This window comes from Albimonas sp. (assembly GCF_055129145.1).
Window position 1 is genome coordinate 1 of record NZ_JBSRTQ010000001.1, and the last position, 22,131, is coordinate 22,131.

Annotated in this window: 20 protein-coding genes; 9 read left to right on the plus strand and 11 right to left on the minus strand. The window is 71.6% G+C overall.

Annotated elements, in window-relative coordinates:
• The coding region (locus ACTB72_RS00005) for a metallophosphoesterase (RefSeq protein WP_463034914.1) at positions 1–803 on the minus strand (803 nt) is incomplete at its 3' end.
• A 363-nt stretch (positions 804–1,166) separates the two neighbouring features.
• On the minus strand, positions 1,167–1,787 hold the full coding sequence (rpsD, locus tag ACTB72_RS00010; RefSeq protein ID WP_463034915.1) for a 30S ribosomal protein S4: 621 nt from the start codon (positions 1,785–1,787) through the stop codon (positions 1,167–1,169).
• 322 nt (positions 1,788–2,109) lie between these two features.
• On the opposite strand from rpsD, the gene ACTB72_RS00015 reads away from it, so the two are divergent.
• A complete protein-coding gene (locus tag ACTB72_RS00015) occupies positions 2,110–2,949 on the plus strand; it encodes a universal stress protein (RefSeq protein WP_463034916.1) in 840 nt (279 codons plus the stop codon).
• A 232-nt stretch (positions 2,950–3,181) separates the two neighbouring features.
• On the opposite strand, the gene ACTB72_RS00020 is transcribed toward ACTB72_RS00015, so the two are convergent.
• Entirely contained in the window at positions 3,182–4,930 is a 1,749-nt protein-coding gene (locus ACTB72_RS00020; RefSeq protein ID WP_463034917.1) for a monovalent cation:proton antiporter-2 (CPA2) family protein, read from the minus strand.
• Between the two features lie 133 nt (positions 4,931–5,063).
• On the opposite strand from ACTB72_RS00020, the gene ACTB72_RS00025 reads away from it, so the two are divergent.
• The 6 genes from ACTB72_RS00025 to ACTB72_RS00050 all read left to right on the plus strand — a co-directional run bounded on the left by ACTB72_RS00025 (position 5,064) and on the right by ACTB72_RS00050 (position 12,296).
• Complete coding sequence (locus tag ACTB72_RS00025) at positions 5,064–6,206, plus strand: glycosyltransferase 87 family protein (protein WP_463034918.1); 1,143 nt, start codon at positions 5,064–5,066, stop codon at positions 6,204–6,206.
• Entirely contained in the window at positions 6,197–6,385 is a 189-nt protein-coding gene (locus ACTB72_RS00030; RefSeq protein WP_463034919.1) for a hypothetical protein, read from the plus strand. The genes ACTB72_RS00025 and ACTB72_RS00030 overlap by 10 nt, the downstream gene beginning before the upstream one ends.
• 3 nt (positions 6,386–6,388) lie before the next feature.
• Complete coding sequence (locus ACTB72_RS00035) at positions 6,389–7,684, plus strand: glycosyltransferase 87 family protein (RefSeq protein ID WP_463034920.1); 1,296 nt, start codon at positions 6,389–6,391, stop codon at positions 7,682–7,684.
• Positions 7,685–7,757: 73 nt separating this feature from the next.
• Entirely contained in the window at positions 7,758–11,006 is a 3,249-nt protein-coding gene (gene carB / locus ACTB72_RS00040; protein ID WP_463034921.1) for a carbamoyl-phosphate synthase large subunit, read from the plus strand.
• Positions 11,007–11,186: 180 nt separating this feature from the next.
• Positions 11,187–11,612: a DUF1489 family protein gene (locus ACTB72_RS00045; RefSeq protein ID WP_463035007.1), complete on the plus strand. Its 426-nt coding sequence runs from the start codon at positions 11,187–11,189 to the stop codon at positions 11,610–11,612.
• Between the two features lie 18 nt (positions 11,613–11,630).
• A complete protein-coding gene (locus ACTB72_RS00050; protein WP_463034922.1) occupies positions 11,631–12,296 on the plus strand; it encodes a hypothetical protein in 666 nt (221 codons plus the stop codon).
• A 20-nt stretch (positions 12,297–12,316) separates the two neighbouring features.
• Here the strand turns inward: ACTB72_RS00050 and ACTB72_RS00055 are convergent, their stop codons facing one another.
• From ACTB72_RS00055 to hisS, 4 genes are all read right to left on the minus strand, one after another.
• Complete coding sequence (locus ACTB72_RS00055; RefSeq protein WP_463034923.1) at positions 12,317–13,171, minus strand: pantoate--beta-alanine ligase; 855 nt, start codon at positions 13,169–13,171, stop codon at positions 12,317–12,319.
• Positions 13,172–13,315: 144 nt separating this feature from the next.
• Positions 13,316–14,056, minus strand: a complete 741-nt coding sequence (gene hisG, locus ACTB72_RS00060) for an ATP phosphoribosyltransferase (protein ID WP_463034924.1) — start codon at positions 14,054–14,056, stop codon at positions 13,316–13,318.
• A 2-nt stretch (positions 14,057–14,058) separates the two neighbouring features.
• Positions 14,059–15,195: an ATP phosphoribosyltransferase regulatory subunit gene (locus ACTB72_RS00065; RefSeq protein WP_463034925.1), complete on the minus strand. Its 1,137-nt coding sequence runs from the start codon at positions 15,193–15,195 to the stop codon at positions 14,059–14,061.
• Between the two features lie 4 nt (positions 15,196–15,199).
• The gene (hisS, locus tag ACTB72_RS00070; RefSeq protein ID WP_463034926.1) at positions 15,200–16,705 is read right to left on the minus strand and encodes a histidine--tRNA ligase; all 1,506 of its coding nucleotides are present in this window, start codon (positions 16,703–16,705) and stop codon (positions 15,200–15,202) included.
• Positions 16,706–17,015: 310 nt separating this feature from the next.
• Here hisS and ACTB72_RS00075 point away from each other — a divergent pair, with 310 nt between their 5' ends.
• Positions 17,016–17,213 carry a CsbD family protein gene (locus tag ACTB72_RS00075; RefSeq protein WP_463034927.1) on the plus strand — a complete coding sequence of 66 codons (198 nt, stop codon included), beginning with the start codon at positions 17,016–17,018 and terminating at the stop codon, positions 17,211–17,213.
• A gap of 84 nt (positions 17,214–17,297) precedes the next feature.
• On the opposite strand, the gene ACTB72_RS00080 is transcribed toward ACTB72_RS00075, so the two are convergent.
• The 4 genes from ACTB72_RS00080 to ACTB72_RS00095 are packed head-to-tail and all read right to left on the minus strand — an operon-like array spanning position 17,298 to position 21,063.
• Positions 17,298–18,098 (minus strand): NAD-dependent epimerase/dehydratase family protein, encoded by an 801-nt coding sequence (locus ACTB72_RS00080; protein ID WP_463034928.1) that lies wholly within the window; start codon positions 18,096–18,098, stop codon positions 17,298–17,300.
• 4 nt (positions 18,099–18,102) lie between these two features.
• Entirely contained in the window at positions 18,103–19,386 is a 1,284-nt protein-coding gene (locus ACTB72_RS00085; protein WP_463034929.1) for a TRAP transporter large permease, read from the minus strand.
• Positions 19,377–19,994, minus strand: coding sequence for a TRAP transporter small permease (locus tag ACTB72_RS00090; RefSeq protein ID WP_463034930.1), 618 nt, complete (start codon positions 19,992–19,994; stop codon positions 19,377–19,379). Before ACTB72_RS00090 ends, ACTB72_RS00085 begins: the two co-directional genes overlap by 10 nt.
• A gap of 52 nt (positions 19,995–20,046) precedes the next feature.
• Positions 20,047–21,063, minus strand: a complete 1,017-nt coding sequence (locus ACTB72_RS00095) for a TRAP transporter substrate-binding protein (protein ID WP_463034931.1) — start codon at positions 21,061–21,063, stop codon at positions 20,047–20,049.
• Between the two features lie 222 nt (positions 21,064–21,285).
• On the opposite strand from ACTB72_RS00095, the gene ACTB72_RS00100 reads away from it, so the two are divergent.
• Positions 21,286–22,083 (plus strand): FadR/GntR family transcriptional regulator, encoded by a 798-nt coding sequence (locus ACTB72_RS00100; protein WP_463034932.1) that lies wholly within the window; start codon positions 21,286–21,288, stop codon positions 22,081–22,083.
• Positions 22,084–22,131 lie beyond the last annotated feature (48 nt).

Genomic DNA, 22,131 nt, shown 5'->3' on the forward strand with positions numbered 1-22,131 from the left:
CCGCCGTCCGGGCCCTTGACCATGGTCGGATAGGGACCCTCGGCCTTCTCGTTGCTGTTCGAGAGCAGGGTGTTGGAGTGCCCGCCCACGATCACGTCGACGCCCGCCACTTCGGCCGCGACCTTCTTGTCGACCCCGTAGCCGGAATGGCTGAGCACCACGATCTTGTTCACGCCCTCGGCGGTCAGCTTTTCGACCTGCTTCTTGACGGCCGCGACCGGATCCGAAAAGGCGATGTTCTTGCCGGGCGAGGACAGCTCGTCGGTGTCCTGCGGGGTCAGGCCAATCAGACCGATTTTCTCCCCGCCCTTCTCGATGACGGTCGAGGGCATCAGCTTGCCGGCCAGCGACGGCTCGTTCGAGACGTCGGCGTTCGACATCAGCACCGGGAATTTCACGGCGTCCATGAAGCCGGCGAGCACCTCGGGGCCGTCGTCGAATTCGTGGTTGCCGACCGTCATGGCGTCATAGCCCATGGCGGTCATCATCTCGGCCGCGGCCTTGCCCTTGTAGTAGGTGTAGAAGAGCGTGCCCTGGAACTGGTCGCCGCCGTCGACCAGCAGGTTGACCGGGGCTTCGGCGCGCGCCGCCTCCACCGCGGTGATCAGCCGGGCCGAACCGCCGAAGCACTTGCCCTCGGCATTGTCGGCGGGCGAGCAGCCGCTGTCATATTTGGAAATCGGCTCGAGCCGGGAATGCACGTCGTTGGTGTGCAGGATCGAGATCGAGAAATCGGCGAGCGCGGCGGCCGGTGCCAGGAGCGCAAGCGCGGCGGCGCCGGCGAGGAAGGTGCGAGGGGTCATGGGACGCTCCATGTCGGTTATGTGACGGCCAGCCTGCGCGGGTTCGGCCCCGGAACGCAAGCGCGACGCGGCGCCCGCGCGGGCGGACAGCATGGCCGTGGCGCGCGACGATTTCGCGACAGGGTTTCGCCACGGCGTTTGGGCGGTTTTTCGGCAGGGCGGAGCGGCGCGCAGCCCCGGGGACGGGAGCCGCGCGACGACCGGATCGCGCGCCGCGGCGGGGCGCCCGCGCGGCGAGGGACCCGGGGGCGCAGGGCCCGGCCGGGGGCGGGCGCAGCCGCGCTCCGCCCTGAAACGCGGAAGGCCGCGCCCCGGGGAGGGCGCGGCCTTCGAATCACGTCGATCCGGCCCGAAGGCGCGGGATCAGTTCTTGGCGTAGAACTCGACCACGAGGTTGGGTTCCATCTGCACCGGATACGGCACGTCGCTCAGGCCGGGCGCGCGCACGAACACGCAGGTCATCTTGGAGTGGTCGACGTCGAGATAGTCGGGCACGTCGCGCTCGGACGAATCGACCGCGACCATGACCAGTTCCATCTGGCGCGACTTCTCCTTGACGACGATCAGATCGCCTTCCTTGACGGAATAGGAGGGGATGTTGACGCGCTTGCCGTTCACCGTGACGTGGCCGTGGTTCACGAACTGGCGGGCGGCGAAGATGGTCGGCACGAACTTCGCGCGGTAGACCACCGCGTCCAGCCGACGCTCCAGCAGACCGATGAGGGTCTCGCCGGTGTCGCCCTTGCGGCGCTCGGCCTCGTCGAAGATGCGGCGGAACTGCTTCTCGGTGATGTCGCCGTAGTAGCCCTTGAGCTTCTGCTTGGCGCGCAGCTGCGTGCCGAAGTCCGACAGCTTGCCCTTGCGGCGCTGGCCGTGCTGGCCGGGGCCGTATTCGCGGCGGTTCACCGGGGACTTCGGACGGCCCCAGATGTTCTCGCCCATGCGGCGGTCGAGCTTGTATTTCGCGGAGGTGCGCTTGGTCATCGCCCCGTCTCCTTCATAAGATCTCGCACGAAGGCGCCCTCCTTTCCCCGCCGGGGTCCCGCGCCGCGAGGGCTCGGGTCCGTTGGGGCGACAGGGGCGCTTCCCGAAGGACGCGCGCCCATGGGCGCCGGATTCCCGCGACGCCACCGCCGCCGGACCCGCGCCTTCTACGCGACGGGGGGCGGCTGTCAAGCGCGGGGAGGGCGCCGCGCGGCCGGGGAGGGCGCGGGCCTTGGCAGGGCGCGGGCTGACCTGGATCAAGGCGGCGCACGGCGCGCCGGCGCACGAAGCCCCTGCAACCGGTGCAGGAGCTGCGACGACCATGGCCATCCACAACATCCTTCTCTCCTATAACGGTCTTCCCGGCTGCGACGAGGCGCTGGCGCTGGCCGCGCTGCTGGCGCGCGGCATGGACGCCCATCTGACCGGGCTGCTGAGCTACGGGCCCAGCCGCTCGGTCGCCGCCCTGGGGCCCTGGGTGACCGCCACCCTGCTCGACGCGGCGCTGGCGGCGGAGACCGCGCAGCGCGCCGAGGTCGCCCGCCGCTTCGCAGAGGCGAGCCGGCAGCTCGCCGCCGACCGCCCCGCCAAGGTGCATTTCCTGGAGCTGGGCGGCGATGCCGACGGGTCGCTGATGCGGGCGGCGCGGGTCTACGACCTGGTGGTGATGGCGGCGGGCGAGACCTCGACCGCCGAGACCGCGCATTTCGCGGTCAACCCGGACGTGGTCGCCCTGCGCTCGGGCAAGCCGGTGCTGATCGCGCCCAGGGGCGGGGCGGTGACGCAGCTGCCCCGCAAGGCGCTGATCGCCTGGGACGGCGGACGCGCCGCAGCGCGGGCGCTGTCGGAGGCGATGCCGCTGCTGAAGGCCCAGGGCCAGGCGCTGGTCTGCGCCATCGGCGACGCGCCGCGCGCGGTCCGCCATGAGGGGCAGGACGTGGTCGCCCATCTGGCCCGACACGGGATCCAGACCGAATGGCGGCGGATGGCGAGGGACGCGCGTTCGATCGGGCGGACGCTGCTCGACGTGGCCGAGGCCAATGACGCGGGGCTGCTGGTGATGGGCGCCTACGAGCATTCGAAGTTCTCGGAGGATCTGGTCGGCGGCGTCACCCGCACGGTGCTCGACGAAAGCCGGATCCCGGTGCTGATGGCGCACTGACCGCGCGGCGCCGCCGGGCGGAGAGGACGGGAGCCCGGCCATGGCCGGCGCCGAGACCGCCGCCCGCATCCATGCGGAGGCCGCGCGCCTGGTCTCCGCAGCCTCCCGGCGCCCTCGGGGAGACGGTCCGGCAGGCGCCCCCGCCCCAGCGCGCGGCGGGGGCGGTACGGGGCGGCTGGCGCGACCTTCGCGCCGCGCTCCCGTCCGTCAGGCAGCGCCGACCGCGCCCGCCTCAGCCCGGCGAATCCAGCGTGTATTTCTCGCGCAGCTTCTCCAGCCCCTCGGCGATGCCGTATTCATTCTGAAGGCGCGCGAGCTCCGCGTCCCGCCTGCGGAACTCCTCGATCAGTTCCTCGGCCATATCGCCGTCGCCGAGCTTGCTCAGGCCGCGCCGCGCCAGCTCCACCGCCGATTCGAAGGTCTCGCGCACCACCTCGTGCGCCCCGGCCTCGCGCAGCTCCCATTCCGAGAACCGGTCGTAGGTGTCGGCCATGATCGCCGCATCGGGAAAGGCCACGCGGATCTTCTCGACCGCCGCCTTGGCCCCGTCGCGGTCGTCGATGCACAGGAAGATGATGTCGGCCTTCCCCGCGCCGGCGGTGCGCAGCACGTCCACCCGGCGGGCGTCGCCGTAATAGACCTTGCTGCCGAAGGTCGAACCCATCTTGATCAGGCGCGGCGAGTTGTCGATCAGCGTCACGTCATGGCCGCGCATCCGCATGATCCGCGCCACCACCTGCCCCACGCGCCCGAAGCCCGCCACCAGGATGCGGGCGGCGGGGGCCTTGGACACGTCCTCGATCCCCTCGCCGCTCACCTCCTCCGCCGGGCGCATCCGCTCGGCGAGCTTCACCGCGAACGGGGTCAGCACCATCGAGGCGGTGACCACGGCCGACAGCAGCGACGCCTCCTGCCGACTGAGCAGCGACGAGCCGGCGGCGGCGGTGAACATCACGAAGGCGAACTCGCCCCCCTGCCCCAGCGTCGCCGCGATGCGGAGCGCGTCGAAATCGGGCGAGCCCATCAGCCGCGACAGCCCGTAAAGCGCCGCCCCCTTCAGCAGGAACACCGCGGCCGCCCCGCCGATCACCAGCCACCACCATTGCGCGACCAGCGGCCAGTCGACGGTCATGCCGAAGCCCATGAAGAAGAGGCCGAGCAGCAGGCCGCGGAACGGCTCGATATCCGTCTCCAGCTGGTGGCGGTATTCGGTGTCGGCCATCAGCACCCCGGCGATGAAGGCGCCCATGGCCATCGAGAGGCCGACCGCGTGCATCAGCAGCGACGCGGCGATCACCGCCAGCAGGGCGGCGGCGGTGAACACCTCGTCCGCCCGGGTCCGGGCGATCAGGGCCAGCAGCGGCGGCATGCCGTAGCGCATGACCAGCACCAGGGCCGCGATCGCGCCCAGCGCCAGCGCGACCGAGCGCCATTCCAGCGTCTCGCCGCCGGCGAAGGGCGCGAGGATGGCGACCAGCGCCAGCAGCGGCACCAGGGCGAGGTCCTGGAACAGCAGGATCGAGAACGCCCGGTCGCCATAGGGCCGGGTCAGGTCGCCTTTCTCGCGCAGCAGCTGCACCGCGAAGGCGGTGGAGCTGAGCGCCAGCGCCGAGCCGACCACCAGGCCCGCCCGCCAGTCGAGCCCCGCGAGGCGCAGCAACGGAAAGAACGCCGCCGTGGTCAGCGCCACCTGGGCGAGACCGAGGCCGAAGATCTCCGCCCGCAGGCGCCACAGCCGGGCGGGCCGCAGCTCCAGCCCGATGACGAACAGCAGCAGCACCACGCCGAATTCCGCGAAGCCGACCACGGTCTCGGCGTCGCCCACCAGCGCCAGGCCGAAGGGACCGATGGCCGCGCCTGCCGCAAGATAGCCGATGACCGAGCCGAGCCCCATCCGCTTGAACAGCGGCACCGCCACCACCGCGGCGCCGAGGAACACGGCCGCCGTTTCCAGAAATCCCGTCCCGAACCCCGCCGCCATGCGCCGCCGCTTCCTTGATGAACCGATCTCGATGATATGAAATGACAGCTTACGATGAGGTTTCGTTGCGCGACACAGGGCAAAGCGCGCCGGACGCGAAGCGCGGCCCCGCCGTTCCGCCCAGGAGACAGGCATGACCTTCCCCCCCGCGCCATCCCCCGCCCTCGCATCGTCCGCCTCGGCGGGCGGCGCCCGGATCCGGAGCGATCGGGTCGCCGTGGCGCTGGCCTTCGCGCTTTGCGCCGCGACGCTGACCTTCTGGGGCCTGCGCGGCTGGTCGCTCGATCTCGCGCCGCTCTATGTCGCGGGACGGCTCGCGGCCGAGGGGCGGGTCGATCTGGCCTATGTGTTCCAGCCCGGCCAGGGCCCGGAGCTGTCGCATCCCGACTGGCTGCGCTTGACGGCGGAGATAGGCTACGATCACGCGATCTTCGCCTTCGTGTTCCCCCCGATCTGGGCGCATCTGCTGGCCTGGCCGGCGACGGCGCTGAGCTGGCCGGCGTTTTCGGCCGGCGTCGCGGGGATCTCGGGCCTGGCCATGGCCGGCGTCGCCGTGGTCGGCGCGCGGCTGTGGGCGCCTGCCGCCGCGCGGACCCGCGTCACCCTGACCAGCCTCGTGCTGATGACGCTGGCCTGGCCGGCGGTCAGCTCCACCTGGTTCAACCAGCTGCAGCCGCTGGTGACGCTGGGCGCCCTGCTGGCGCTGGAGGCGGCGGAGCGCGACCGCCCGGCGCGCGCCGGGGTCCTGCTGGCGCTGGCCGCGGCGCTGAAGCTGACGCCGGCCCTCTTCGGGCTCTACTGGCTGCTGACCGGCCGCTGGCGCGCGGCGGGCTGGGCGCTCGCGGCGGGGGCGGCGTTCTTCGCGCTCAACCTCGCGGTGGCGGGGGAGGCGGAGACGCGGGCCTTCTTCGACCAGCTGGCGCGGATCGGCGCCGGCGTTTCCACCGGCGGCATGAACCAGAGCCTGCTGGTCTTCGCCGCGCGGGTCTTGGGCGCGGATCTGCCGGCCTTCGAGTTCGCCGCCCCCCTGCCCCTCGGCGCCCGGGCGCTGGCCTGGGGGCTGGCGCTGGCCACGCTGGCGCTGGCCGCGGTCCGGCTGCTGCCCTGCGACGCCGAGACCCGGCGCGCCCGGCTGATGCCCGTGGTGCTGGCCGTGACCCTGCCGGCCGCGCCGCTCGCCTGGGCGCATTACTTCACCTTCTGGTCCCCTGGGCCGTGGCCCTGCGCGAGCGGCTGCGCTTCGGCGCGCTGGCGGCGAGCGCCTCGATGGCGCTGATGCTCTTCGCCTCGCTGGTCTTCTGGAAGGCGCGGATGTTCAGCGACGACATCGCGCTGCTGACCCTGCCGGCGGTGGCGATCCTGATCGCGGCCTCGATCCTGCTGCCGGAACGGCCCGGCGTGGCAACGGGGACGGCGACGGGAGCGGGCTCGGGCCCCCGCGCCGAAGAGGACTGACCCGTGGCCCTTCCGACCTGCCCGGCGACCCTTCGCGTCCGGCTCGCCTCGCCCGCCCTGCGCTGGCGCATCGCCGCCGGGGCCGCCGCGCTCTTCGCCCTCGGGGCGCTGACCTGGCTGGGGCTGCGGGGGCGCGGGCTCGACCTTGCGCCGCTCTACATCGCCGGGCGGCTGGCCTGGGCGGGAGAGCAGGCGCATCTCTATGTCTTCCAGCCGCTGATCTCGCCCGAGGTCCGGGACCCGGCCTGGTCCGCGGCGGCCGGGTCGGGCGGCTACCTGGACTGGCGGCTCGCCTTCGTGTTTCCCCCGATCTGGGCCGAGATCTTCGCCTGGCCCGCAGCCCATGCCGATTGGCGCCTGTTCAAGGCGGCCTTCGCGCTGGCCAATGCCGGGGCGCTGGTCGCGGGCGCCGCGCTCGCCGCCCGGCTCTGGGCGCCGCGGGGCCAGGCGGCGCGGGTCGCGGCGCTGAGCCTCGTCGTCCTGCCCTTCGCCTGGCCCGCCGTGGCCTCCGCCTTCTTCAACCAGGTGCAGCCCTGGGCGACGCTGGCCCTGCTCGCCGCCCTGCACGAGGCCGAGCGCGATCGCCCCGCCCGCGCCGGCCTCCTGCTGGCGCTGGCCGCGTCGCTGAAGCTGTCGCCGGCGGCGATGGGGGTGTTCTGGCTGATGACCGGGCGCTGGAAGGCCGCCGGCTGGGCGCTGGCGGCGGGGGCGGGGCTGTTCGCGCTAAACCTCTGGGCGGTGGGGACGGAGGAGACGCGGGCCTTCCTCGATCAGCTCGCCCGCATCGGCGGCCTGCTGCAGGCGGGCGGGATGAACCAGAGCCTGCTGATCCCGGCCGCGGCGCTGTTCGGCACGCACCTGCCCGACGCCATCGGCGCGGCGCCGATCCCGCCGGGCGCGCCGCCGCTCGCCTGGGGGGGCGTGCTGGCCGCGCTGACGCTCGCGACGATTCGCCTCGCGCCCCGCGGCGAGGCGGCCCGGCGCGCCCGGCTGATGCCTGCGACCCTGGTGCTGGTCACCGCCGCGTCCCCGCTGGCCTGGACGCATTATTTCCCGTTCCTCGTGCCCATGGCCGTCGCGCTGGGCCTGCGCCTGCGCGGGGGATGGGCGGTCGCGGGCGTCTCCATCGCCGCCCTGATCGCCGCCACCGTCCTGTTCCGCCGCTTCCCGGACCTGCACGACGCGGCGCCGCTGATCACGCTCGGCGTCGCCATGGGCCTCGCCGCCTGCGCCGTTCTCCTGCCCGAACGGCGCCCCCGGACCGAGCCCGCCTTGCGTCCCCCGCGCGCTGGGCTATAACCCGCGCGGTCCCACCCGACCCTTCCGTAGACGCCGAACGCCGCCCGCACCCGCGGGGCGAGGAGGAGCGCACATGCCCAGACGCAACGACATCTCCTCGATCCTGATCATCGGCGCCGGGCCCATCGTCATCGGTCAGGCCTGCGAATTCGACTATTCCGGCGCTCAGGCCTGCAAGGCCCTGCGCGAGGAAGGCTACCGCGTCATCCTGGTCAACTCCAACCCGGCCACGATCATGACCGACCCGGAGATGGCCGACGCGACCTATATCGAGCCGATCACGGTCGAGGCGATCACCAAGATCATCGAGGCCGAGCGTCCCGACGCGCTGCTGCCCACCATGGGCGGCCAGACCGCGCTGAACGCAGCCCTCGCGCTCGACGACGCGGGCGTGCTGGCGAAATACAATGTCGAGCTGATCGGGGCCAAGCGCGCCGCCATCGAGATGGCCGAGGACCGCAAGCTGTTCCGCGAGGCCATGGACCGCATCGGCCTCGAGAACCCGATCGCCACCATCGCCTCGACGATGCAGGAATGCATGGACGCGCTGCCCAATATCGGCCTGCCCGCCATCATCCGCCCCGCCTTCACCATGGGCGGCACCGGGGGCGGCGTCGCCTACAACCGCGAGGATTACGAGCGGATCTGCAAGTCGGGGCTCGACGCGTCCCCTGTCTCCCAGATCCTGATCGACGAGTCCCTGCTGGGATGGAAGGAGTTCGAGATGGAGGTGGTTCGCGACACCGCGGACAACTGCATCATCATCTGCTCCATCGAGAACATCGACCCGATGGGCGTGCATACCGGCGATTCGATCACCGTCGCCCCGGCGCTGACCCTGACCGACAAGGAATACCAGCGGATGCGCAACGCGTCCCTGGCGGTGCTGCGCGAGATCGGGGTGGAGACCGGCGGATCCAACGTCCAGTTCGCCATGCATCCCGAGACCGGGCGCATGGTGGTGATCGAGATGAACCCGCGGGTGTCGCGGTCGTCCGCGCTCGCCTCCAAGGCCACCGGCTTTCCGATCGCCAAGATCGCGGCGAAGCTGGCGGTGGGCTACACGCTGGATGAACTCGACAACGACATCACCAAGGTGACCCCGGCGAGCTTCGAGCCCTCCATCGACTACGTCGTGACGAAAATCCCCCGCTTCGCCTTCGAGAAATTCCCCGGGGCCAAGGACGACCTGACCACCGCGATGAAGTCGGTGGGCGAGGTCATGGCCATCGGGCGGTCCTTTGCGGAATCGATGCAGAAGGCGCTGGCCTCGATGGAGACCGGGCTGACCGGCTTCGACGAGATCGAGATCCCCGGCGCCGACGAGGCCGGGACCGACCGCAAGCGCGCGGTGATCGCCGCCCTGTCGCGGGCGACGCCGGACCGGATCCGCTTCGTCGCCCAGGCGATGCGAGAGGGGCTGACCAACGCCGAGATCCAGCGCGCCACCGCCTTCGACCCCTGGTTCCTCGACCGCATCGCCGAGATCGTGGACGCCGAGGCCAGGCTGATCGCCGACGGCCTGCCCGCCGACGCCCGGACCATGCGCGCCGCCAAGATGATGGGCTTTTCGGACGCGCGGCTGGCGAAGCTGTGCAACACCACCGAGGACAAGCTGCGCAAGCTCCGCCATGACCTCGGCGTGCGGCCGGTGTTCAAGCGCATCGACACCTGCGCGGCCGAGTTCGAGGCCCAGACCCCCTACATGTATTCGACCTACGAAGCCGACGCGATGGGCTGGGTCGAATGCGAAGCCCGGCCCTCGGACCGCAAGAAGATCGTGATCCTCGGCGGCGGTCCGAACCGGATCGGCCAGGGCATCGAGTTCGATTACTGCTGCTGCCACGCCTGCTACGCGCTGACCGAGGCCGGCTACGAGACCATCATGGTCAACTGCAACCCGGAGACGGTGTCGACCGACTACGACACCTCGGATCGCCTCTACTTCGAGCCGCTGACCGAGGAGACCGTGCTGGAGATCCTGCGCAAGGAGCAGGAGAACGGCACGCTGCATGGCGTGATCGTGCAGTTCGGCGGACAGACGCCCCTGAAGCTCGCCCGGGCGCTGGAAGCCGCCGACATCCCGATTCTCGGCACCACGCCCGACGCCATCGACCTCGCCGAAGACCGCGAGCGGTTCCAGGGCGTGCTCAACAAGCTCGGCCTCAAGCAGCCGCATAACGGCATCGCCACCACCGGCGAGCAGGCGCTGCGCATCGCCAACGAGGTCGGCTATCCGGTGGTCATCCGCCCCAGCTATGTGCTGGGCGGCCGGGCGATGGAGATCGTGCGCGACGACGAGGGCCTCAACCGCTACATCCGCGACGCGGTGGTGGTGTCGGGCAAGTCGCCGGTGCTGATCGACAGCTATCTCACCGGCGCGGTCGAGGTCGACGTCGACGCGCTCTGCGACGGCGAAAAGGTCCATGTCGCGGGTGTGATGGAGCATATCGAGGAGGCGGGCGTGCATTCGGGCGACTCGGCCTGCTCGCTCCCCCCCTACTCGCTCAGCCCCGAAATGGTCGACGAGCTGAAGCTGCAGACCGAAAAGCTGGCGCTCGGCCTCGACGTGGTCGGCCTGATGAACGTTCAGTTCGCGATCAAGGACGGCGACATCTACGTGCTGGAGGTCAATCCCCGCGCCTCGCGCACCGTGCCCTTCGTGGCCAAGGCCGTGGGCTCGCCCATCGCCGCCATCGCCGCCCGGGTCATGGCGGGCGAGAAGCTCGGCGCCTTCGCGCTGAAATCCCCCGACATCCCGCGCTTCGCGGTGAAGGAGGCGGTGCTGCCCTTCGCCCGCTTCCCCGGGGTGGACACGCTGCTCGGGCCGGAGATGCGGTCCACCGGCGAGGTCATGGGTCTCGACGTTTCCTTCGACCGGGCCTTCCTCAAGGCCCAGATCGGCGCCGGCGTGAACCTGCCGGATTCGGGCCGGGTGTTCCTGTCGGTGAAGGACGCCGACAAGGACGCGATCCTGGTCGCGGCGCGCATGGTCGCCGAGCTCGGCTTCTCGATCCTCGCCACCGAAGGCACCGCGGCGCATCTGCGCGCCAATGGGGTCGAGGTCGAGACGGTGAAGAAGGTCTACGAAGGCCGGCCCAACATCGTCGACCGGATGAAGGACGGCGAGGTCGGGCTGGTGTTCAACACCACCGAAGGCGCGCAGTCGGTGTCGGATTCCAAGGAGCTGCGCTCGGTCGCGCTCTATTCCGGGATCCCCTATTACACGACCGCCGCCGGAGCCAAGGCCGCGGCCCGCGCCATCCGGGCGCGACGGTCGGGCGCGCTCGACGTGGCCCCCCTGCAGCGCTACCTTCCCTGAGCGATCCGGCCCTGAGCGATCCGGCAACGGGGGCCGTAGCGCCCCCGTCGCCCCGCGCCGCCCCCGTCAGGCCTGGTTCCGTCTGACCTCCCCGGCGCCCCCGTCTCAGCGAATCCGGAGCGCCGTTGCGTGACCTCTACCGCCGTTGATCCGTCCCCGTCGCAGGCCCCCGCCCTGCACATGGTCAAGCTGTGCGTGGGCGCCGCGGCGGTGGAGGAGCTGGAGGCCTGGCAGCGCGCCCGCGCCGCCGAACGCCTCGCCACCGGCCGTGATCCGCGCCCGCGCCATGTCACCCGGATGTGGCCGAAGCGGGAGGCGGAGCTGGTCGACGGCGGCTCGCTCTACTGGGTGTTCAAGGGCCAGGTGCTCGCCCGCCAGCGCATCGAGGCGCTGGAGCGGGTGGAGGGGGAGGACGGCGTTTCCCGCTGCGCCATCGTGCTGAACCCCAGGATCGTGCGGACCGAGGCCGCGCCCCGCCGCCCGTTCCAGGGCTGGCGCTACCTCGCCCCCGACATGGCGCCGGCGGATCTGGGCATCGGCGGCTCGCCCGCCGACGAGCTGCCGGCGGAGCTTCGCCGGGCGCTCGCCGATCTCGGCGTGCGCTGAGGACAGGGGGCGAGCGAGATGCTGGAAGTCAGCCCGATCATGGACGCGGCCCTGTCGCCGCTGCGCGAGGCGCATGTGACGGACCTGCTGACCCGCATGGCCCGCGCCATCACCTCCGGCGCCGACGTGACGCCCGAGCCCTGGCGCCGCGGCCCGGACGGCAAGGCGGCGCGGGCGGGGGAGCTGGATCTGCCGTCGCGCCACGATTTCGAATCCGAGACCGCGGGGCGCATCGCCCATCCGGTGGTCATCACCCGCCTGCCGGCGATGGTGGCGGAGCGGTTTTCGCCGATCATCGCCTCGTCTGGCCCCGCCGGCGACGGGGCCGACTGGCCGGGCGGCGAGGGGCCGGCCCCGCTGGTCATCGGCCCGTTCCGCTGGGACTGCGCCGATCTGGTGCTGGCCCCGGCCGAGCGCGGGCTGAACCTCGCGCCCCTGCGCCGCTGGTTCCTGGAATACGCGCAGCCGGGGATGGGGGCGGAGACGCCGCATCTGCTCGGCGTGCTGCACGCGATGTCGGACCCGCGGCCCTGGCCCGCGTCGAGCGGGCCGGTCGGGCCCACCGGCTCGGTGGCGCTGCGCATCGATTTCGGATCGGCGCCGGTGGCGGCGGTGGCGGCGCTGGCCGACACGGTGTCGGAACTCGGCGCCTCCCTCGCGCAGCTGCGCGACGGGGCCGACTGAACGGGGGCGGGGCTGGCGGCTCAGGCCGCCGCGTCGCCGCCCACCGCCACGTTGTCGACCAGCCGCGCCTCGCCCAGCCGGATCGCGACGAACACCCTCGCCGGGCGCGCGCGATCCCAGGTCTCGATCTCTTCCAGCGTCGCCGCGTCGCGAAGGTCGAGATACTCGACCTCCGCCCCGGCATCGGCCAGATGGTCCGCGGCGGCGTCCAGCGCCGGGTCCGGATCGCCGCCCGCCTCGATGGCGGCGGCGGCGCGGGTGATCTCCCGCCACAGGCGCAGGGCGCAGGCGCGGTCGGCGCCTTCAAGCCCTTCCGCATCGCCGCCCATCGCGACGCCGTCCATGTCCCGCTCCGTCGGCGCGGCGCGCACGGCGGTGGGCTGGGCGAGGTCGGACGAGACCTGGCGCATGATCGCCAGCCGCTGCCATTCCTGTTCGGAATAGAAGGCGAAATCCGCCTGGGCCTGGCTGAACAGCCGCACAGCGGCCAGCGCGTAGGCCGACAGCACGCCCGGCTGATCCTCCCCGCACATCACCTCGCCCATCGCCCCGATATCCAGCCGGGTCAGCGCGTCGGCCGGGCGCAGCGCCGCCTGCGAGGGCAGATAGAGCGCATCGGCCCCGGCCTCGTCGGCGCGGTCGCACAGCAGGTCGATCGCATCGGCCTCGGTGATCGCGGTCAGTTCGCCGTCCCAGCACGCGGCCGTGACCAGCACCCGGTCCGCCCCGGCGCGGGCGGCGCGGATCACCGCGGCATGGCCTTCATGCAGGCTCGCACCCACCGGCACCAGCGCCACCGTCTCGCCGAACGCGCGCCAGGAGCGGATGCGGGACCGAAGCTGGGAGGTGGAGCGCAACAACGGCAAATTGTGCATCTTGTTGTTATCCTGACCAAAACGGAACACGAAAGCCCCGGAGCGCCGGGGCGCCGGATCTCCGCGGAACGGCGCGGGCCGATGCCCGGCGCGCGTCCGGCGCCCGGCCGCGCGGCTTTGGACGGCGGGTGATGAGCGCGGACGCTATTGCCTGCCCGGAGGCGATGCAAGCGGCCCCAATCCCAGCGTCGCGCCCAGCGCGTCGAGCCGCGCGGCCCGCGCCGGTCCGAGGCCCGCGCGCCTCGACAGGCACAGATGGGCCTGGGAGCGCAGGATCACCCCGTCGTCCAGCGGCCGCAGGCGGTTGTCGGTCAGCGTCGCGCCCGAACTTGTGATGTCGGCGATGGCCTCGGCCGCGCCCTGGCGCACCGCGCCCTCGGTCGCGCCCTGGCTGTCGACCAGCAGGCAATCCGCCACCCCGTTGGCGCGCAGGAAGCGGCGCACCAGCAGATGGTACTTGGTGGCGATGCGCAGCGGCCGGCCGAGCTCGGCCCGCAGCCGCCCGGCGACCGCGTCGAGATCGGCGATGGACTCCACATCCGCCCAGGCGTCGGGGATCGCGATCACCAGATCGGCGAAGCCGAACCCCATGGGCGCGAGCAGGCGCACCGCGGCGTCGGCGTCGGGGATCTTCTCGCGCACCATGTCCTCGCCGGTGACGCCGAGATGGATGCGGCCCGCCGCCAGTTCGCGCGGGATCTCTCCGGCGGACAGAAGCGCGAGGTCCACCCCCTCCACCCCCGTCACCCGGCCGGCATATTCCCGCTCCGCCCCGGTGCCTTCCACGGTGACGCCCCGCTCGGCGAACCATTCGTGGCAGGCGTCGCGCAGCCGGCCCTTGGACGGCAGGCCGAGGATGATGCGGTCAGGCGCAAGTCCGGGCATGGTCAAACCCCTCCGCCGGCGGCAAGCAGCGCTTCGGGACGCACGATGCCGCCCACGGCGGGCAGCGCGCCGACGAAGCCTAGGCGCGAGGTCAGCGCATCGTAGCGCCCGCCCCCGCCCAGCGGCGGCAGGCCCGGGCGGTCGGGCGCGGTGAATTCGAAGGTGAAGCCGTCGTAATACTCCAGCCCGCGCCCGAAGGAGGCGTCGAAGGGCAGCGCGCCCGCGTCCGGTCCCAGCGCGTCCAGCCGGCGCGCCATGCGGTCGAGGGCCGGGCGAAGGGCCGCGTTCTCGTCCAGCGCGCGCAGGGCGGTCAGCGCCTCGGCCGAGGGGCCGCTCACCGCCAGCACCGCCTCCAGCCAGTCGATCTGGCTGCGCGGCAGGGTCAGGCGGGAGTCCTGGGCGAGCTCGCGGGCCCGGGCGACCACATCCTCGAACGGCCGCGCGCCATGCAGGGGGCCGAGCGCGCGGAGATGGGCGCGCAGCGCCTCGTCGCCCTGGCTCGCCGCGGCGATCAGCGCGGCGCGGGCGGGGGACGGCTCGGGCCGCTCGCCATAGGATTCCAGCACGGCGCGGAACTTGGCGGGGCGCCACAGGTGCCGGCGAAGGGCGGATTTCCAGCGCTCGGGCGCGGCGAGCCCCGCCACCGCGGCGAAGGCGATGGCGAGGTCGCCGGTGCGCACGGTCGCGGTGTCAGCCAGATCGCCCAGCGCCTCGCGGATCAGGGCGAAGACCTCGGCGTCGGCGGCGACGGGGTCGGCCTCGCCTAGGATCTCGACGCCGGCCTGGAGGTATTCCGTGGGGCGGGTCGAGCCCGGTTCCTGCCGGCGGTAGACCGGGCCGCAATAGCGGTAGCGGGCGGGTGCGGCGCCGCCCTGCATGTGCAGGCGCAGGACCGGGACGGTGAAGTCGGCGCGCAGCATCAGCTCGCCTTCCACCGGGTCGGTGGTGACGAAGGCGCGGGCGCGGATGTCTTCGCCATAGAGCCCCAGCAGCGGGCCGGAGGGTTGCAGGACCGCGGGTTCCACCGCCTCCGCCCCCGCATCGGCGAAACCGGCGTCGATGCGCGCGAGCTCCGCCCCCAGCCGGGCGAGCCCGTCGCCCATGCGGCCGCCCGTCATGTAGGCGCGGTCGGCGGACATGGCCTTACGCTCCTTCTCTCGCGGCCCGCGCGATCATGGCGCGGACCTCGGGCACGAGATCGGCGCGCGGGACCTCCATCTGGGCGGGCTGGGCCTTCCAGTCCTCGTTGGTCTCGATATCCGCCGCCAGACGGGCGCCGAGCGCCAGGTCCTTGAGCTGCACGACGCCGCGGCCCTGTTCGTCCCCGCCCTCGATCACCGCAACCGGGGCCGCGCGCTTGTCGGCGTATTTCAGTTGCTTGGCCATGGCGCCGCCGCCGAGAAACACCTCGGCGCGGATGCCCGCAGCGCGCAGTTCGGCGGCCATGGCCTGATAATCGCCCATCCGGTCGCGATCCATGGCGGTGATCACCACCGGGCCCGCGGCCTCGGCCGCCATGCGCCCCTTGGCATGGAGCGCCGCCATCAGCCGGTCGACCCCGATGGAGACGCCGGTGGCCGGCACCGCCTGCCCGGTGAAGCGTTTGACGAGGTCGTCGTAGCGCCCGCCGCCGGCGACCGAACCGAACTGCCGGGGGCGGCCCTTCTCGTCGAGGATCTCAAACGTCAGCTCGGCCTCGTAGACCGCGCCGGTGTAGTAGCCGAGGCCCCGGACCACGGAGGGGTCGATCACGATGCGGTCGGGGCCGAGGCCCTGACGGTCGAGCAATTCGGCGATCTGCTCCAGCTCGGAGACGCCCTCGGCGCCTTGCGCGGAGCCGCCGACCAGTTCGCGCAGGCGGGCGCAGGTCTCGGCCCCCGTCGCGCGGCGGGCGGCGACGAAGCCCATCACGATCTCGGCCTGTTCGGCCCCGAGCCCGGCGCCCTTGGTCACGTCGCCAGAGTCGTCCTTGCGGCCCTCGCCCAGCAGGGCGCGCACGCCGTGCTCGCCGAGCCGGTCGAGCTTGTCGATGGCGCGCAGAACGATCCCGCGGGCTTCGGCATGCGCCTCGGGGTCGGCGGGGTCGAGCACGCCGGCCGCCTCCATCACCCCGTTCAGAACCTTCCGATTGTTGAGCCGGATCAGGTAATCGCCCGGCGCGATCCCGGCGTTTTCGAGCGCGGCGGCGAGCATCCCGCAGATCTCGGCATCCGCCGCCGGGCTCGCCGAACCCACCGTATCCGCGTCGCACTGGTAGAACTGGCGGAAGCGCCCCGGCCCCGGCTTTTCGTTGCGCCAGACCGGACCGACCGCATAGCGGCGATAGGGATTGGGCAGGTCGTTGCGGTGCTGGGCGTAGACGCGGGCGAGCGGCGCGGTGAGATCGTAGCGCAGCGCCAGCCAGCTCTCATCCTCGTCCTGCCAGGCGAACACGCCCTCGTTCGGACGGTCGACATCGGGCAGGAACTTGCCCAGCGCCTCGACGGTCTCGACCGCGGAGCTCTCCAGCGGGTCGAAGCCGTAGGCGTGGTAGACCTGCGTGATCTTCGCGAGCATCGCCGCGCGCTCGGTCACCTCGGCGCCGAAATAGTCGCGGAAGCCTCGCGGCGTCTCGGCCCGCGGACGGCGCGGTTTCTTGTCCTTGGCCATGGGCCTCGCGCCCCTCGCTGTCGGTGGACCTGAAACGCCCGCGTCCGGGCGCGTCCGCGTCCTAGCCGAAGGGGCGAAGGGGGGCAAGGCGGGGCGGCGGCGCGGGCGTCTCCGCGATATCGTCACGAGGCCGCCCGGAAATGGTCACGGACGGCTCCCAACTCTTGGTCACAGCCGATGAGCGGCGGCGCCCCCGGCGCCCCGCCCGTCACCCAGGCGGCGTCCGATCCCTGGCCGGGGAGGCAGGGCCCGCGCATGACCGGCGCCGCGCGCAAAAGCGCGCGACCGGCTGGAAGACAGGAGAACGACGATGAATTGGGACCAGATCCAAGGCAAGTGGAAGCAGTTCACCGGCTCGGCGCAGTCCGAGTGGGGCAAGCTGACCGACGACGACGTGGCCGTGGTCGACGGCAACCGCGACAAGCTCGAAGGAAAGTTGCAGGAGCGCTATGGCCTCGCCAAGGAAGAGGCGGAGCGCCAGGTGGACGACTGGCTTTCGCGCCACTGAGCCGCCCCCTCCGGCCTTGCCGGACACGCTTTGAAGGGCCCGCGTCGGGAACGGCGCGGGCCCTTTTTCATGGTCGGCGGACGATCAATCCTCGAAATGCCCCGCGGCGGCGAAACCGCCGCCCTGATAGCGGTTCACCGGATCGTCCGGCGCAGGCGGCGCCATCGCGGCGTCGAGCTTGGCGCGGAACCGCTCGGCATTGTCCTGCGGGACCCAGCCGAGATAGCCGGCCCCGGAATTGTCCCACCATGCTTCCGCATTGGCCGAGGCCCCGTAGATCACCGGGCAGCCGAGGCGGGGGGCGCGGAACACCGCCTCCGCCAGACGCACGAAATCATCGGGGGAAAGCCAGGTGGCGAGCATCCGGTGGTCCCGCGGCTCGGGGAAACATGACCCGATGCGGACCCGCGCGCTCTCGATCCCGAATTTCTCGAAATAGAGCAGGGCCACCGCCTCCCCGAACACTTTCGAGACGCCGTAGAGGCTGTCGGGGCGGAAGGCGCTTTCGGCGTCCAACATTTTTTCGCGCGGATGAAACCCGATGGCGTGGTTGGAGGACGCGAAGAAGATCCGCTTGCAGCCGGTCTGCCGCGCCGCCTCGTAGATATTGTAGAGGCCGGTCAGATTGCCGTTGCGGATGGCGTCGAAGGTGTTCTCGGTCGACACGCCGCCCAGGTGAAGAATGCCGTCGCAGCCGTCCACCACGGCCCGCACCGCGTCGAAATCGCCGAGATCGCAGCGCATGACCTCCTCGGCCTCGCCGGCTTGCGCCATCTCGGCCAGGTCGGACAGGCGGATGGTCTCGGCCAGATGGCCCAGCCGGGCGCGGGCGACTCGGCCCAGCCCCCCGGCCGCGCCGGTGATCAGCAGGCGCTTCAGTTTCATGCGGTCACTCCAGCAGCAGGTCGGGCAGGGTCAGCGAAATCGCCGGCACATAGGTCACCAGCATCAATGCCACGAACATCGCAAGGTAGAACGGCCAGATGGTCCGCACCGCCTGGTCGATGCGGATGCCCCCGATCACGCAGCCCACGAACAGGCACGCCCCCACCGGCGGGGTGCAGAGGCCGAGGCCGAGGTTCATCATCATCAGAATGCCGAACTGGATCGGGTCCATGCCGATGGAGGTCGCCACCGGCAGGAAGATCGGCGTGCAGATCAGGATCAGCGCCGCCATGTCCATGATCATGCCCAGCGCCAGCAGGATCAGGTTGAGCATCAGGAGGATCACGATCGGATCGGACGAGATCCCCAGCAGCAGGTCGGTCAGCCCCTCCGGCACCCGGTAAAGCGCCAGCAGCCAGGCGAAGGCCGAGGCGCAGCCGACCAGGATCATCACCAGGGCCGTGGTCCTGACCGAGGACCGCACCGCGGCGGTGAAATTCGCCCAGGTGAGCTCCCGGTAGACCAGCCCGGTGATGACCAGCGCGTAGATCGCGCCGAAGGCCCCGGACTCCGTCACCGTCAGCACGCCCGACAGCACGCCGCCCACGATGATCACCGCCGTCATCAGGCCGGGGATCGAGTCGATCAGGCTGAGGCCGAGCGCCCGCCAGCCGGGAAACGGCTCGGCCCCGTAGCCGCGACGCACCGCGACCACATAGGCGGCGACCATCAGGCAGAGGCACATCAGGATGCCCGGCGCGACCCCCGCGATGAACAGCCGGGAGACGGAGATCCCGCCCCCCGCCGCCACCGCGTAGAGGATCATGTTGTGGCTGGGCGGGATCACGATGCCGGCGATCGAGGAAGTGACGGTGACGTTGACCGCGTAATCGGCGTCGTAGCCCTTCTGCTTCATCACCGGCATCAGGATCGAGCCCAGCGCCGAGGTGTCCGCCACCGCCGACCCCGAAATCCCGCCGAACAGCATCGAGGACGCGACGTTCACCACCCCCAGCCCGCCGCGCACCGAACCAACGGCCGCCGCGGCCAATCCCACCAGCCGCCGCGCGATGCCCCCATGCAGCATCAGCTCCCCGGAAAAGATGAAGAACGGGATCGCCAGCAGCGAGAAGGTCGAGACCCCCGACAGGATCCGCTGGAAGGCCACGAACAGCGGCAGCCCCTCATAGGCGAAGCAGGCGACCGCGGCGAGGCCGAGCGCGAAGGCGACCGGCGCCCCCGCGATGAGCCCGAGCGCGAAGAGGCCGAACAGCAGGGTCAGTCCCATGTGCGGCCCCGAAGGGGGGCCCGCTGGGCGAGGCGCGCCAGCGCGAAGAGGGTGGCGAGCACGCCGAAGCCGACCAGGGGGGCGGCGCGCCAGGCCTCAGGCAGGCCGAGCATCGGGATCTCGCGGCTCAGGTTGGTCATCACCAGCTTCCAGCCCTGCCAGGTCATGATCCCCGCGAACAGGATCACGATCAGGTCCGACAGCACCCGCAGCACGGCGCGGGGGACGGGGGGCAGCGCCTCGCGCACGAAGTCGATGCTCAGGTGGCTGTCCTCGCGCACGCCGACCGCGGCGCCGATGAAGGTGATCCAAGCGATCAGCAGAATGGCCAGCTGCTCCACCCAGGTCGGCGTGTCGTTGAGCACGTAGCGCCCGAACACCAGCCAGCCCATCAGCCCGACCAGCGCCACCATCTGCACGCCGGCGAGGATCATGCAGGCGCGCGCGATCAGGCCGAGCCCGCGGTCGAGCCGCGGGAAGCGCGGCGCGGCCTGGTCGGGAAAGGGACCGTTCAGGTTGGCGGCTGCGCTTCCCGCGTCGTGCGCGGGATCCGGAAACCCCGCGCCCGCCCTGCCCCGGCGATCGCCCCCGGGACCCGTCCGGCTCACGCCCGGCCCCCGAGGGTCGGGCGAGGCGCTGCGGGGCGCCCGCCCCAAAACCTCATTTCACCGCCTTGATGTCGTCGATCCAGGACTTGAGGTCGGGATTGGCCTCGATGAACTTGGCGTAGACCGGGTCCATGGCCTGCTGGAAGGCGGCCTTGTCCTCGACCTCGTTGATCTCGACGCCCGAGGCGCGGACTTTTTCGAGGCTCGCCTTCTCCCGCTCCGCCCACAGCTCGCGCTGCAGCCTGGCGCTGTCCATCGCCGCCTGCTTCACCGCGACCTTGTCCGCGTCCGACAGCGCGTCCCAGGCGGCGGTGGAGACGCAGAGGCATTCGGGGATGATCAGATGCTCGGTGATCGAGTAGAAGCGCGCGACCTCGTAATGGTTGGTCGACTCGAAGGAGGGATAGTTGTTCTCCGCCCCGTCGATCACCCCGGTCTTCAGCGACTGGTAGACCTCGCCGAAGGCCATCGGGGTGGCGTTGCCGCCCAGCGCGCCGATCATGTCGACATAGAGCTGGTTGTTCATCACCCGGACCTTGAGGCCCTTCACATCCGCCGGCGTCTTCACCGCGCGCTTGGTGTTGTAGAGGCTGCGCGACCCGGAATCGTACCAGGCGAGCGCCACCAGGCCCTTTTCCGACAGCGCGTCCGAAAACCGCTGCCCGATCTCGCCGTCCATGACGTGGTGCATCTGCTCCACCGACGAGAACACGAAGGGCAGCGACAGGACGTTGGTCGCCGGCACGATGGGGCCCATCGGACCCATGTTGAAATTGCCGAAGTCGAGCGCGCCGTTGCGGGCCTGCTCGATCGCGTCGGGCTGATCGCCGAGCACGCCGTTATGGTAGACCGTTGGAGCGACCCGACCGTCGGTCTTCTCCGCCGCCTCCTTGGCGAAGGCGTCGAGCGCGATGCCGTTGGGATAGGTGGGCGGGTGGATGTTCCAGCCGCGCCAGTCCTTGGCGGCGAGCGGCGTCGCGGCCATGGAGGCCAGCGCCGCGACGGCCGCGGCCCCCAGTCCGAACGCGCGGCGTCCGAACGAATGGCTGCGTTTCCTGTTTCGGGTCATGTCGATCCTCCCCGGGCCGCGGCGGCGCGCTCTCCCTCGGCCGCCTGCTGCATTTGATCCGTAGCGTCACCCTGCATATCATATGATGACCTGTCAACGGAGATATGACACGTACGCGCTTGCAAATCCGGCGACGATTGCCGACCTTGCGGCGGCAGGGCCCGGCGGCGGTCGATGGCGCGGGGCGCGCCGTTCCGCCCGGCCCGGCGACAGGAGACGCCCATGCTCGCGCGCCCCGTTCCCACTCGCCTCGCCGCCCCCGCCGACGCGGTGCGGGCCGGGTCCGCGCGCCGCGCCCCGGCCCGCAAAAGCCTGACCTCCCGCGTGATCGAGGACCTGCGCGCCGAGATCCTGGGCGGCGGGCTCGCCCCCGGCGACAAGCTGCCGACCGAGTCCGCGCTGATCGACCGGTTCGGCGTATCGCGCACCGTGATCCGCGAGGCGGTGGCGGAGCTGCGCGCCGACCGGCTGGTGGAATCCCGCCATGGCGTCGGCGTGTTCGTCCTCGCCCGACCCGAGCCCGCCGCCCAGACCATCCCCCTGCCCACATTCTCGAAAATTTCCGATATGATCGAGGAGCTTGAGTTGCGCGCCGCGGTGGAGATCGAGGCCGCCGGCCTCGCCGCCCAGCGCGCCTCTCCGGCGCAGGAGGCGGAGATAGAGGACCTGCATCGCCGCTTCGCCGCCCTCTCCCGCCAAGGCGCGCCCAGCGCCGAGGCCGACTTCGCCTTCCACATGGCCATCGCCCAGGCCACCAACAATCCGCGCTTCGAATCCTTCCTCGCCCAGCTCGGCCGCCGCACCATCCCGCGGGAGAAGCTGCGCGACGCTTCGGGCGAAGCGCCGCCCCAAGCCGACTTCGCCCGGCTGGAGGCGGAGCATCGCGAGGTGGCCGAGGCCATCGCCCGCCACGACGCCGCCGCCGCCCGCGCCGCGATGCGCGCCCATCTGGTCGGCTCGGCTGAACGCTACCGGGCGCTCGCCCGCCTGGTCGCGGCGGCGGAGCGGCGGGAGGAATGACGCTCGCCCGCCGCGGCCGACGCCGGAACGCTTGACGACCTTCATCAT

Coding starts and splice junctions, on each gene's coding strand:
- hisG (WP_463034924.1), bottom strand. CDS start 14,056: ATGCCCGGACTTGCGCCTGACCGCATCATCCTCGGCCTGCCGTCCAAG.
- ACTB72_RS00080 (WP_463034928.1), bottom strand. CDS start 18,098: ATGAAACTGAAGCGCCTGCTGATCACCGGCGCGGCCGGGGGGCTGGGC.
- ACTB72_RS00055 (WP_463034923.1), bottom strand. CDS start 13,171: ATGCACAATTTGCCGTTGTTGCGCTCCACCTCCCAGCTTCGGTCCCGC.
- ACTB72_RS00030 (WP_463034919.1), top strand. CDS start 6,197: ATGGCGCTGATGCTCTTCGCCTCGCTGGTCTTCTGGAAGGCGCGGATG.
- ACTB72_RS00050 (WP_463034922.1), top strand. CDS start 11,631: ATGCTGGAAGTCAGCCCGATCATGGACGCGGCCCTGTCGCCGCTGCGC.
- ACTB72_RS00095 (WP_463034931.1), bottom strand. CDS start 21,063: ATGACCCGAAACAGGAAACGCAGCCATTCGTTCGGACGCCGCGCGTTC.
- ACTB72_RS00085 (WP_463034929.1), bottom strand. CDS start 19,386: ATGGGACTGACCCTGCTGTTCGGCCTCTTCGCGCTCGGGCTCATCGCG.
- ACTB72_RS00020 (WP_463034917.1), bottom strand. CDS start 4,930: ATGGCGGCGGGGTTCGGGACGGGATTTCTGGAAACGGCGGCCGTGTTC.
- carB (WP_463034921.1), top strand. CDS start 7,758: ATGCCCAGACGCAACGACATCTCCTCGATCCTGATCATCGGCGCCGGG.
- ACTB72_RS00075 (WP_463034927.1), top strand. CDS start 17,016: ATGAATTGGGACCAGATCCAAGGCAAGTGGAAGCAGTTCACCGGCTCG.
- rpsD (WP_463034915.1), bottom strand. CDS start 1,787: ATGACCAAGCGCACCTCCGCGAAATACAAGCTCGACCGCCGCATGGGC.
- ACTB72_RS00015 (WP_463034916.1), top strand. CDS start 2,110: ATGGCCATCCACAACATCCTTCTCTCCTATAACGGTCTTCCCGGCTGC.
- ACTB72_RS00025 (WP_463034918.1), top strand. CDS start 5,064: ATGACCTTCCCCCCCGCGCCATCCCCCGCCCTCGCATCGTCCGCCTCG.
- hisS (WP_463034926.1), bottom strand. CDS start 16,705: ATGGCCAAGGACAAGAAACCGCGCCGTCCGCGGGCCGAGACGCCGCGA.
- ACTB72_RS00065 (WP_463034925.1), bottom strand. CDS start 15,195: ATGTCCGCCGACCGCGCCTACATGACGGGCGGCCGCATGGGCGACGGG.
- ACTB72_RS00045 (WP_463035007.1), top strand. CDS start 11,187: ATGGTCAAGCTGTGCGTGGGCGCCGCGGCGGTGGAGGAGCTGGAGGCC.
- ACTB72_RS00100 (WP_463034932.1), top strand. CDS start 21,286: ATGCTCGCGCGCCCCGTTCCCACTCGCCTCGCCGCCCCCGCCGACGCG.